The sequence below is a fragment of the Psychrosphaera sp. B3R10 genome, assembly GCF_018861025.1.
Taxonomy (GTDB): domain Bacteria; phylum Pseudomonadota; class Gammaproteobacteria; order Enterobacterales; family Alteromonadaceae; genus Psychrosphaera; species Psychrosphaera algicola.
This window is the reverse complement of sequence record NZ_JAHKQH010000024.1, coordinates 1-12,183: the sequence shown is the minus strand read 5'-3', so window position 1 is coordinate 12,183 and position 12,183 is coordinate 1. Positions and strand designations below refer to the sequence as shown.

At 36.0% G+C, this 12,183-nt stretch carries 14 protein-coding genes; 1 reads left to right on the top strand and 13 read right to left on the bottom strand.

From position 1 onward, the window contains the following. Window positions 1-62: 62 nt before the first annotated feature. The 6 genes from KO525_RS08925 to KO525_RS08900 all read right to left on the bottom strand — a co-directional run bounded on the left by KO525_RS08925 (window position 63) and on the right by KO525_RS08900 (window position 6,832). The gene (locus KO525_RS08925) at window positions 63-3,137 is read right to left on the bottom strand and encodes a TonB-dependent receptor (RefSeq protein ID WP_215963460.1); all 3,075 of its coding nucleotides are present in this window, start codon (window positions 3,135-3,137) and stop codon (window positions 63-65) included. 57 nt (window positions 3,138-3,194) lie between these two features. Continuing rightward, complete coding sequence (locus tag KO525_RS08920) at window positions 3,195-4,394, bottom strand: FecR family protein (RefSeq protein ID WP_215963459.1); 1,200 nt, start codon at window positions 4,392-4,394, stop codon at window positions 3,195-3,197. Continuing rightward, window positions 4,391-5,014, bottom strand: a complete 624-nt coding sequence (locus KO525_RS08915) for an RNA polymerase sigma factor (protein ID WP_215963458.1) — start codon at window positions 5,012-5,014, stop codon at window positions 4,391-4,393. The genes KO525_RS08920 and KO525_RS08915 overlap by 4 nt, the downstream gene beginning before the upstream one ends. Window positions 5,015-5,576: 562 nt before the next feature. Further along, window positions 5,577-6,113: a hypothetical protein gene (locus KO525_RS08910; protein WP_215963457.1), complete on the bottom strand. Its 537-nt coding sequence runs from the start codon at window positions 6,111-6,113 to the stop codon at window positions 5,577-5,579. A gap of 142 nt (window positions 6,114-6,255) precedes the next feature. Beyond that, window positions 6,256-6,507 carry a hypothetical protein gene (locus tag KO525_RS08905; protein ID WP_215963456.1) on the bottom strand — a complete coding sequence of 84 codons (252 nt, stop codon included), beginning with the start codon at window positions 6,505-6,507 and terminating at the stop codon, window positions 6,256-6,258. Window positions 6,508-6,631: 124 nt separating this feature from the next. After that, window positions 6,632-6,832 (bottom strand): hypothetical protein, encoded by a 201-nt coding sequence (locus tag KO525_RS08900; protein ID WP_215963455.1) that lies wholly within the window; start codon window positions 6,830-6,832, stop codon window positions 6,632-6,634. A gap of 397 nt (window positions 6,833-7,229) precedes the next feature. On the opposite strand from KO525_RS08900, the gene KO525_RS08895 reads away from it, so the two are divergent. Beyond that, on the top strand, window positions 7,230-8,051 hold the full coding sequence (locus tag KO525_RS08895; RefSeq protein WP_215963454.1) for a hypothetical protein: 822 nt from the start codon (window positions 7,230-7,232) through the stop codon (window positions 8,049-8,051). A 175-nt stretch (window positions 8,052-8,226) separates the two neighbouring features. Here KO525_RS08895 and KO525_RS08890 read toward each other — a convergent pair whose 3' ends face one another. The 7 genes from KO525_RS08890 to KO525_RS08860 all read right to left on the bottom strand — a co-directional run bounded on the left by KO525_RS08890 (window position 8,227) and on the right by KO525_RS08860 (window position 11,491). Beyond that, the gene (locus KO525_RS08890) at window positions 8,227-8,655 is read right to left on the bottom strand and encodes an SPOR domain-containing protein (RefSeq protein ID WP_215963453.1); all 429 of its coding nucleotides are present in this window, start codon (window positions 8,653-8,655) and stop codon (window positions 8,227-8,229) included. A 107-nt stretch (window positions 8,656-8,762) separates the two neighbouring features. After that, a complete protein-coding gene (locus KO525_RS08885; RefSeq protein WP_215963452.1) occupies window positions 8,763-9,173 on the bottom strand; it encodes a hypothetical protein in 411 nt (136 codons plus the stop codon). 113 nt (window positions 9,174-9,286) lie between these two features. Then, window positions 9,287-9,535 (bottom strand): type II toxin-antitoxin system BrnA family antitoxin, encoded by a 249-nt coding sequence (gene brnA, locus KO525_RS08880; RefSeq protein WP_215963451.1) that lies wholly within the window; start codon window positions 9,533-9,535, stop codon window positions 9,287-9,289. Continuing rightward, window positions 9,525-9,767 carry a BrnT family toxin gene (locus tag KO525_RS08875; RefSeq protein ID WP_215963593.1) on the bottom strand — a complete coding sequence of 81 codons (243 nt, stop codon included), beginning with the start codon at window positions 9,765-9,767 and terminating at the stop codon, window positions 9,525-9,527. Before KO525_RS08875 ends, brnA begins: the two co-directional genes overlap by 11 nt. A gap of 317 nt (window positions 9,768-10,084) precedes the next feature. Then, window positions 10,085-10,519, bottom strand: a complete 435-nt coding sequence (locus KO525_RS08870) for a hypothetical protein (protein ID WP_215963450.1) — start codon at window positions 10,517-10,519, stop codon at window positions 10,085-10,087. 201 nt (window positions 10,520-10,720) lie between these two features. Further along, complete coding sequence (locus KO525_RS19695) at window positions 10,721-10,822, bottom strand: transposase (RefSeq protein WP_252736632.1); 102 nt, start codon at window positions 10,820-10,822, stop codon at window positions 10,721-10,723. A 372-nt stretch (window positions 10,823-11,194) separates the two neighbouring features. Beyond that, window positions 11,195-11,491 carry a hypothetical protein gene (locus KO525_RS08860; RefSeq protein ID WP_215963449.1) on the bottom strand — a complete coding sequence of 99 codons (297 nt, stop codon included), beginning with the start codon at window positions 11,489-11,491 and terminating at the stop codon, window positions 11,195-11,197. Window positions 11,492-12,183 lie beyond the last annotated feature (692 nt).

Sequence of the window (12,183 nt, the reverse complement as noted above, 5' to 3'; positions counted from 1 at the left end):
TTAGGAAAAGAGGAGATAGTTCTAGACTATCTCCCGAGCTAAAATTAAAGGTAAGATATCCCTTAAAATGCGGCTCTAACACCAAGAGTGAAACGACTTCCAACATCTTCCAAACCTCTGTTTATGCCTAAGGCATTGGTTTGGATTTGAACTTCGTTCGTTAGATTTAATGCTTCAAAATCAATAGAAACGTTTTCCGTGACATTGTAACTCGCTGAGAAATCCAACTGTTTATATTCATTAGTAAATGAGCCGTCACCAAAATAGTTAGTGCCGTTATTCACAAATTTGTCGCGGTAGTTATAAGCGAGTCTTGCGCCAAACGCTTCATTCTCATAAAACGCAACCATGTTATAACTTGTTTCAGATAAACCATCTAAGGTCAACAATGGGCCATTTTCTGCTGTTTGAATCTCATCAGCATGAACTACGGTAAAGTTGGCCATAAAACCCAGCCCTTCAACAATAATGTCAAGGGGTTGTTGCCAGTTCACTTCAAAACCATACATGTCTGAGCCTTTACCGTTATCTGGTAAGAATCGTGTAAATGTTTCTGTTTTTGAATTACTGCCATCTAAATCTGTATAAGTTACCTCTTCTTGGTTAGTTGAAGATACAACGAATGAGTCAATAAACTTAACAAATGGTGAAACAGAAAGCATACCGGCTTCCTCAAAATACCATTCAAAAGACAAATCGAATTGATCGGCTAAGTAGGCATCCACATTTGGGTTACTTGAGTTAATTGATTTAATGTTTACATTGATTGTTGTCGCGGGAGACAATACCGATAGGTCAGGTCTAGACATAACACGTGCCGCGCCAAATCGAACGATTACATCGTCAGAAACGTCATAAGCTAAGTTAAAGCTTGGCAGTACTTCAGTATATGAACGACTAACTGAACTTTCAGAAGTGTCTACAAAAGTTTGAGCCCCCCCCTGGTCAAACTTAACTGTTGAAAAGTCAGGAATATTGCCACTTGACTCTTGATCAGTTGAAACTATACGAATACCCAAATTACCATTAAGTCGATCATCAGCGTTAGTAAAGCTAAGTTTTGCATAGCCAGAAAATACATTTTCTTTAACATCGATTACGCTTGAGCCACCTTCTGTAAGCGTGCCTACTGCAATTAATTCAGCTAATGAAACATGTGATAACAATATATCTACATCAGCAGATAGCCATTGCGAAGGGTAAGTGGCAGAACCATCATAACCGTCAAAGAAGTTACTTGGACTATACACAGACATATAATCAGCAGCATTAAAGCTACCACCTTCAATACTTGGGTCATATGTTTCACCTAAAAGGCCAGCAAGTGCCTCTGAATTTACACCAATATTGCGAAAACCATTAAACTTCTCTCTGGAGCTAAATTTGGTACCGAACTCTAAATTATAAAAGGAAATACTATCCCCCATTTTCCATTCGATATTGTGTTTCACGTCAATTTTAAGATCAATATTCTCATCACTTATTGGTTGGTCAAGAGCACCATTAAAACCAAGTGAGCGAAAGCTATTACCATCTAAAGGATCGTAACCTGGAGCATAGGTTAATGTTGGAATTCCTGCGTAGTCATTACTAAAGTCATAAGCTGCATTAGCACGTCCTATCACTTCATGTGAAAGTGACGAACTCACACTTTCAGATTTAGCATAAGCAATTTCCCCCGAAATTAACCAATCATCACTAAACTGATAGTCAGAGCCTAAAGACACAGAGGTTAAAGTATCATTTGAATCAGAAGTTCTGGCGTTGTTACGGTTATCAACACCAACAACGCCTAAACTCTCAATCAAATCACCTGAAATTTGGCTATCGTATACTGAACCACCAGCAACAACGTTAGTCCATCTGAAGGAATTTAACGCTTTTGCGCCAACAATATCAAATTCTGAATATAGGCCTTCTAACCAAATATCAACTTTATTAGAAGGACGCCACTGAGCCGTGGCTAAAAATGTAGTTCGTTCGCGATCTTCTTTTGCTTGAGCAAAGTTTGTAGCGTGATCAAATTGATAACGTGAACCATCAATTGTGCCGTTTAAATCATAATCTAAACCTTTCGCTGATTCAGTGGCAGGTTCCAATCCAAAGGCTTCATAAAAATGGGATTCTAAAGTACGTTTGTCGTAATGCGCGCCGAGTGTTATACCAAAACTATTATCATCATTAACATTGGTATATAGAACAGATAAATCAGGTGTTGTTTTGCCTGAATTTTCTTCATAAATACCTTTAACACTCGTTATAAGCGAATTTTTACCTATATTAAGAGGGCGGGGCGTTTTTATATTTACTGTTCCTGATAGTGCACCTTCTTCCATATCTGCAGAAGGTGTTTTATAAACTTCTAATGCACTTACAAAATCTGAAGGCAATATAGTAAAATCAAAACTACGGCCACCTGTAGCTGAAGGTAAAGTTCTGCCATTAAATTGAATACGTGTAAATGCTGGGCTTAACCCCCTAATACTTACATCGTCACCTTCACCTCTATTTCTAGAAATCTGTACGCCACTGATACGCTGCAAAGATTCAGCTAAATTTTGATCAGGAAACTTGCCAATATCTTCCGCAGAAATAACATCAGCGACAACATCTAACGAACGTTTAACTTCGGTAGCTTTGGCTAAACTTCCTCTAATGCCTGTGACTGTAATTTGTTCAATATCGCTATCTTTTGCTGTATCTATCTTTGTATTTGCTTCTTGCGCACTTGGTGCCGTAGAGAACATCATTGCAAAAATGGATGCTAATATAGTTTTTTGTGATTTCATATTTTGTTTCCTCAAACTATTGTTATTAGCTTCTTCAATCCTTAAAGGTTTAATTAAAAAAGCTTTTTTGTTTGAGAGTTCCCCTTCAAGACCGCTACCTTTAAGTAACAAATTAAGTGCTTGTTGCACGTCATAATGACCTTGAACAGGGTTACCCTGTTTGTTTTCGACAAGGTCATAAGGGAATAGAAACGATATCTTACTGATATCCGATAGAGTATTAAGTGATTTATCTAAAGATTGTGCGGGAATATTAAATTCATATTTTCCGTTAACCTTTGGACGTTCTTTTGCATTAACTATACATGTTAAGCAACAGAAACTTAATAAGCCAAAAACTATTAGCACCCTATAAACCTGCCTACTAGTAAGATGCTTGAGAAAACTTAATCTACTATACATTTTTTATTTTATTTGTTTTTTTATATTTAATTGTACATGATTTGCGTCTAATTTGTTTACACTAATACCAAAACCTGACTCTAACACATAAAATAAAGTGTCGGTTTCGCCTACTTGAAATTGCCCACCAATACGCATTGATTTAAGTTGTGGGTCAAGGACGTCTATTTTAACTTCCGTATGACGAGTAATTTCTTTAATAACCTCTTCTAATGATTCACCCGCAAAGACTAACTTACCTTCTTTCCAAGAAAGAAAACGAGCAACTTCACTGGTATCTAGTTCATCAATAGCACTTAAATTATCATTCTTAACTGGAATACTAATACGTTGCCCGGCAGTTAGCTTTCCTAACTTTTTTTTCAAAGTAACAGGCTGATTAGTTTCGTCTTTTATAGCTAAACCCGAACTGCTTTTAAGGTTTTTATCCTCAAAATTTCGTGCGATTTTAATAGCCTTATAATCATCAGGAATCACCACTAAGGTATTATCAATAATAGCTAATTCAACGGTCCCTTCACTCACGAGTACTTCGATTCTTTCCGCCAATTTATGAACGGTAAAAGCTGTTCCAATGGCTCGAACTAATCGATCGTCCGCGTATACTTCAAAAGGTCGCATCGGATCTTTAGCCACTTCAAAATGCGCTTCTCCAGCGAATAAATTAATCCTTCGAAAATTTTCACTGTAATTAATTTGTACTTTACTAGAGCTATTTAGCCATAAACTTGATCCATCAGGTAATTGATGATGAATACTCTCGCCTACCTTAGTACTAATCACTGTGTTTACAGGATTGTTTGCCTGTTGAATATTAATTACGCTAAAAAACACGATTGCACACAGTAAAACCGGTGCAAGTACAATTGGCCGAAGTAAATTTTTACTTTGATTCATAGCAACCGTTAATAGTGAAAGCATCGCTATAACCGGTAACAGTAATTTTGTTAACATCGTCAAAAAAACTGATGGCTTATGTATTTCTTGTGGCACCATCACTTGTGCAAGTAAGTCCATTTCTCCCCATGAACTCGCCATAGATTCAATGCATTCTCGATGAATATCACTGGTTGCTACCCAATTATTAAGCTCTTCAATCTGCTTGTTGGAAAGCTTTGATGTATCCTCTAATAATAATACCCATTGCGCAGCTTCTTCATTAATTTTGCTTCTATTGGTAAAGCCTTCGACATTATTTTTCATGATACTCTCCCCGTTTTAATGGAGGTATTAACTGGCTTTGCGCTTGGTTCTTCATTGTGTTCATCGGTATATTTTGCTCTTGCGTCATTGTAGGCGCACATTCCTTTAGTAATATAATTACTCACGGTAATAGTAGATATATTCATACGTTTTGCGATATCTCTGGTTTTCATGCCATACACTTTTCTCATAACAACCACTTGACGGCATTTATTAGGCAAGCTCGCAATAGCCTCACACATAACGCCGAGCTTCTCTTGAGCTAAACTATTACTTTCAAGGTCATTTATTTCTAATTGATTTTCTACTAAATCGATATCTTCAACATACTCATTTAACTGTGTTGATGCCCTTCTAAAGTCAGAAAGTATCAAATTTTTAGCGACTTTAAACATAAAGGATTTTGGTGTTTTTACTTCATTTTCTAGAGATGTTTTGTATGTCCGTAGAAAAGTCTCCTGGCAAACATCGTCAACATCTTGAGAGTTTATTACATAGCTAGAAATAAAATATTTAAGTGAAGACTTATAGCGGGTGAAAACATCCAAAATACTTTCAGATGAACTGTCTGTTTTTGTGTTTTCTTGTGGGTTGTTTTTTGATATCACATTATTATCCATTGTATTTCTATAAAAATTCTAAACATAAAAACCCATACTTAAAACAGTATAGAAAACAATAACTTGCTATATGATACTGCAAACAGTCATCAAGTTTTATATACCCTCAATGAATAGACGCATGAACATATTAAATCTACTATAAATTTTTACTAATAAATTCAGTTTATATAACAGTATTTACGAAATGGTTTAAGGTGCTATGTCCACATATCCCCCTAAGTATGATAGCGGTATGGCACTTTTCAAATACTTCAAGTGTCGACGGGTGCACTCAGAATCAAAGGAAGACGTAGATCATTGATAATCGTCTAAGACTTCAATGACGGATCGCTTTCCATTTGTTAAACCATGACTAACGGCGACAATACTCGAATATTTACCCAACGTCATCCAGCTTTAAATCCCCTAACAAAGTTGAACACGTTTTAATCTGCCTCTAGGAACTACCTGTTTCTTTTGAAATTATTTGAGTATTTCATCACCCAAATTAAAACGCCCTATTGCGCGAGTTAGAGTCACACATGTCAACAATCTTTAAATAACAAATCCGAGGGGCGAATTACGTGCCCTTGTTCGTTTGTTTGTTCGCTGTACTGTCAGAAACTTTACGATAAAACATACTGCCGAACGCTGAGTCAAATACATAGTAGAAATCAAATTTTTGTCGATATAACGTGGGATTACTGTCAATGAGCTTATGGGGTTCAGGAACAATTAATCGAAACAAAGCTGGATTGTGATCGCGATAATACTCAACCTTAGACTCAACAACTTTAAAACTGCCATCTGCGAGTTTTTCATAAAAGAAAAACTCGTTGTTCTCATTTATAACAAAGCTAAAATGGTTGTTTTGCCAGTCCGCATTAGTCCCTGGATAAAATTCTTTATCGACCTCATATGTCCCAACAATATCACTTTTATCTATAGATTTAAGACCGTTTAACATAGTAAAACAAATTGAAAAAACAGGCAGAACCCAGATCCAAAAGACGGGCTTTAGATGGGAAATATCTTTTGTAATAAAGCCCTTCGCTATTTTATAAAGTGAAAAACCAACGACGAGCAGGAATAAAGGAAGTGTAAAAATTAAAAACAAAATACCAACTCCATGTAAAAAAAACGCATATGTAACGCTAACGTCACTGCCAGCAAAGGGTCAGAAACACTGATTCAAAAATTATAAAATACAAACCAGCTAAATTGCCCACGACGTTTAACTACCTAACCAAAAATGTGATTTACTTTAATAACTTCCCAAAAAACCAACCAATTATTGAGAGGAATAAAACGGGCAGGACAAGCCAAAGAATAATTGACGAAATAAATGCAAAAATTAAAGCAAACAAACCTGAAATGAAAATTCCAATTAAAGGAAGTATTACAAACAACACAAAAGCAATTACACCACCAACAATTGATAATGCAAACAGAACCAATGCCAACGCTACCAACGGATTTTCAACTTTCCGTTCGTTAATTACTAAATTCATAACAACTCCATTTCTGTCGTGCAAATGCCCTAATAATAGGCAAAGTATAGCTGTTTAAAATAAGTGACGCAGAATTTTTAACGCCCTCTAGCATCTGCCCATTTAAGCAATTTGTTAAACTACCTTATTTGGTTTTATTTCCAAAAATAGAACCAAGAGCGGTACCAATGATCAAGCCCGCCACTGTTCCAAATAAGATAGACAAGCCCATTTCGAACCAAAATATTCCCGCAAACAAACCGACAATAGACCCGATAATGATCCCCCAAGTTACATACATACTTAGGTCGGATTTTGTAGGCGCTAATTGGTCTTTTTTACTCATATTCTCTTGCTTAATGTTTTGGGTGTACAATTTTGATTGTATGCCCTACTCCCGCATAATAAGTGAATACTGCTTGGCTAAAGTCTGTAGCGAAGCTGAACCGAGCAAACTGATATTATGCTTGTTTTAGTGTGTAATCCATTTATACAAATTTGTTGTAACTCAAATTTGGAAAATACAAATCGGATGTTCTATAACGTCGCAGGTTAACAAAAGCCAAAGTTAATAAAAAATCTAGCGCGTTCATCAAGTTTATTACTTTGTCCCTATTTGCTTTATAAACGTATGCTATCTACTTAATAAAAAGATCCCATTTATTTATTAAGGAATTACTCCTATAGTTTTAATGCTATATATGAAATAGTTGTCACAATAATTTGGAATTTTTTAAGTTTATATGAAATTTTTAATCTTTATTTTTTCATTAATTGTCTATAGCAATGCTTCTGCAACTGAGAACTTAATTACGTTATATTCATCATCTGCAGAAGAAGCTATCACAACCGAAGAAATGACCTTAGACTTATTAATAAATGAGTTGCCTGAGTATAAGTTTAAAAAGTTAAATGCAAGCCTACATCGTAGCCTTAAGTTCATTGAGCAAAAAAATGAAAATTCCTGCATTCGAAATTTAAGAAAAAACCATCGACGAGAGTCCTTGTTACTTTTTTCCCATCCTCAAACCATCTTCCTTGGATTAAAAGCTTATCTAAGCCCGAGGGCTTCATCATTATTCACAGGAAGCATTAATGAACCCACCGATATTTATGAGTTTATTACCCAAAATAATTTCATTCTCGGAGTTGATAAAGAACGTTCATATAATTCAAAAATCAATGCTCAAATATTTAGAATCCCTAAACAAAATAGATATGTAAAGGGGGGACGTGAAAGTGAAGAACGCATGGCTCAAATGTTGTTTTCCAATAGAATTGACGTCTGGCTCGAATATCAAACTGTCATGGAAGTCTACAAAGAACAGTATTTAGGGGATAATCAGATCCTAAGTTTCTCTGTTATTGGTGCTGATGACTTTGTTACAGGCCATATCGCATGTAAAAAGACCGAAGAAAATAAGATTTTTATTAACGCAGTAAATGCCTCTTTAGTGCAACTATACAAAAATAAAAAGTACTACGACGCCCACATTATGTTCGTTAATAAAAATTTAAAACAGGTATTCAAACAACATTTTGATGATTTTGTCGCAAAGTATTAAAACGACATAAACAAATGAACACATGATGAACTTAAAAAACTAACCAATAATAAAATGATAACTTTGATCACAATTACACCTTACGCCTCGATAAGAGGCAATAAAATAGCTGGTTAAAATTAGCGAGGCACGAGCGACAAGTCAAAAATTTTATGTCCCTTTCTTCATAGATTTGTTAGGTGAACGGAAACTCAGGCTTCCCAAATTCTTGTTCGAATCGGAAGATATCTTTACCTTTTACAAAGACTCTAGCTCTAGTGTCATTTTCATTCATATAGTGAGGGATATCGTTGCGAATAGTCTCGATACCCACATTTTTGACTTTAGTTTGGAATTGTTCTGCTTCATCAATGGATCGTGAAAAGAAAACCATATGGAGGTGAGGTTCTTTCATAACCAAATCATAAAAGAATTCGCAAGCATCTTCCTCTGAAAAGCTTCTAAAGTATGGCTTTGAGTCGTTGCCTCGTTCACTATAAACAACTATCCATTCGACTCCATTTTTCAGCAAACAAAGAGCGTCACTTTCTCGGCTAAGTACTGCAAAGCTATTTGGAACACACCCTTCTGCTAATAGTTTTTTATTTACTGCAGAGGCATTCATTAAGTTCACCTAACGCCCAATTAACGGGATAAAAATAGTTGTTTAAAATTATAGGTATAGGGCTACAACCAACAGCTTTTTGTCCCTGTTTAATGACTTGTAAGGCATTACTTAAAACCAACCAAATTTATTTCTACTGATGAAGCTGATTCAACATCTGAAAAGTCACGACACACAATTACTTTTGTAAAGTTTTTTTCTACTTCGACACTATGAGTATCAATATCAGAACTACATTGTTGTAGGAAAATACCTTTTACGTTGCGAATGACAGCATCAACTCTATACCTTTCAAATTCTTGGCTACCAGTTACTTTGTACTCACCAGCGATAATAAAGTTAGAACCTTCGACACGACCAACTTTACTTATGACTTCGAAGCTTCCAATTTTTGTAGGGGTATAGTCTTTCATTTTCTCAAATTCATTGGGGTTTAAATATTGAGAAATTAGGACGATGATAGTAATTGATAGGCCAAAACCCAATCCCCATAAGAATCCACTTTTCAAATTTTCCACACGATCTCCTTGTATGCCTAGTGCCTCAATAAGAAGCAAAACAATTTGTTGGGCCGGTTTTTTCGTCGTTTGCAAGGGCCGGTACAACTCTGTTTTGTCTTTCTTTAGTCTTGTTAGCTTTCGTGGTGATGATTCTTTTCCTGGCTTTCCAATCGTTCAGCTAGCCAAACTTTAATAATAGATTGCCTTGTTACGCCTATTCGACTTGCTTCTCTGTCAAGTGAATCGATCATCCATGAAGGAAAATCAACATTAACTCTTCGCTGAGTTTGTAATGGACGTTTAGCTTTAGATAGGTCCAAGTGCTCTAGGATGTCATCTTGATTCTCGTCAAAAGCTTCATCAAATTTGTTAGCTTTCATAAAAGTTCACCTCATTCTTTCTAGATCTTCGAACCGATATTATGCGGATGTTCTTTTTCCGATAAGTAATTACCGCAGACCAATGTTTGTTTTCAATAGTACCAATAACAAGAAACCTCGGTTCGTCAGAAGTATTTGCTGGGATTTCGATTAAATTAGGATCAGACCATAACTCTTGAGCATCAACAAAGTCGATTCCATGCTTCTCAAAATTCAGCGTACTTTTTTGTATATTAAATTCGAAATCATACTTGAGTTAAAAGTATACCTTTATTACTCAGTTTACAACTTGGAAAATTAGAAACCTAACGAGGCTGTAGAATTACTCCAACAGCCCAAATTGATGAAAAATAAAGTTCCTGCCACAAATTAAAAGCGTTTTTATCGCACTAGATAATGCATTTGGAACTCACAAAATGGGCCGTTTTTCTTAAAAAAGAGTTATTCTACGGCCTCATTAAGAAACAAGTTTAGGCTTGCTAAACGTTGGTGACGATGGAACTCGGGAAAGCGGTGACAAGTGATCTTCAAAGACTTGTTAGGTAACGACTACACAGGATCTTTAATTGAAACAGCCCTTAAAACCACTTCATGCCTGAAATTTACTTCGAAAGCTTCGTACAATATATTTGAGCAAGTTCCTTCAAAGTACCACTTATTATTCTTGTCAGATTTATGATCTTCCATGTAGCAATCTTCTATGAGTTGTTCACCATCAAACACTAAAGCTTTAAATCTAAAGCCAACTACGTTAGTAAAGTCGTTACCCTGTATTTCTCCTGATATTCCAAGGTAAGGTCCATATTTATTGAACCTAGTATTCTCTAATTTAAAGTCGTTCACCTTAGATTCATCGTAAACTAGATACGACTCATTACGGTTATGCGATTCCCAACTGGAATGGATTTCAGTGCCTGGAATGACGACTAGCATAAACCCCAACCCTAAAAGAACTCCATTTACCAATCTCTTAAAATATTCCACGAACTTTCCTAGTTACCTAACGAGCCTGTAGATTAACTCGTTTTTCTATTAATTTTTTTAGCATAAACGTTATCTGAGTTTTATTGAGCTTTCAATTTTAAATTCTAATTTACTGTGCGATTTCGGGGATTATCGACTTTAAAGCCTTTTTTGGGGATGGGATGAGTGATTGACGGGGTCTATAAGCCCATAGGCTTTGGATTAATGCAGTCTGTCCTTTAGCTTCTCTATATTATGAACCAGACAATACATTTGCCATTGGGCATTTACCTTTTCCTGCCCTCGTAGGGTGAATTTATCCATGCCTTTATTAACACATATGTTGCCAAATACCGGTTCTATTGCCCCTAACCGTTTGCTCTATCGTCGCCGCCCGATTGAGCTGTTTATCTTAACTTTCATTTTGTCGCCATAACTTAGCTTTTCCGTGACTCATTACGTTTGAATTGAACTCGTCTTCCTTTATCCTTTGGTCGTTTTCGCATGCATTGCTTCTGTAGCGGGAATATAAGTGGATAAGGATACTGTGTAGATGTTGGAAAACAAAGACGGCATACGTTGAAACAACGTACCTTGAACACCTAAAACGTAAGGGCTCAGCCCTTCTGAAATATGCGGTGGAAAGTGAGTATTAATACTTGCTGTCCACCTCAGGGCGTGTTGTTATGCGTATATTTAATAAAACTCAGGAATGTTATTATCCATTACCCTGTACAGAATTGATAAAGCTAACTCTCGTTCTTCTTTTGGTAAATCCGATAACAACTCAGGTAATTCACGCAATCCTTGCTCTAGACCTGAATTCATTTGAGATCTACGCACCTCTTTAGCTTCAAGAAAGGTATCCATTTGTTTAAAGGAAGACGCCCAACTATTTAATATAGTTTTAGCCAATTCATCTTCCAGTACTTGAAACTCCTCACTTAATTCACGGTAGACTTTCATTAACCTATCAAATTTAGTCATTTTCATGATTGAATGCCTAACTTGCCTATACGCATAACGCCTCACTAAGAAGCAAAACAGTTTGCTGGGCCGGTTGTTGCGTCGTTTGCAAAAACCGGTACAACTCTGTTTTGTCTTTCTTTAGTGACTTGTTAGCTGGCAACCTTCAGAGTGTGCAATTTACTGCTGCCACCTTAAGTTACCGACTAATCCAAGCCAAAACAGAATTCCGCTGTGAGACAATTTTTAATTAATAATTCATGGTTCAACTTTCTCAGATAAACCACACTTTTTCAAAACATAAAATGTGAGTAGCCAAACTACCACACTACTTAAATACTTTACGAACGTTATCGGGATTTGGTGCAAACTAGGAAGTGTCGAAATATTGCTTTGATTTGAGCAGAACACATTCCTTGTTTAAACAAGGATCCTAGCCCTTCCTTTGACTTGCTAACAGTTTAATCAGAGGAAACTTTCCTCTTTTTAACAATATTTATATTTGTATCAAATTACAGAAACCTTGGCTACAAACTAATTTTACAAGCTAGGGAATGACGTTTTTTGTTTTGGAATTATGAGCCAATTTGGGGCAAATTATGAACTTCCTCTGTAGTCGGTTGGAGGTTCTGAATATCGCTTAGACTCTTTTAGAATGACGTTTTTTGTTCTGATTACTTTGAGCCAATTGAAGGTGAATTATACCATTTCGGAAAAAG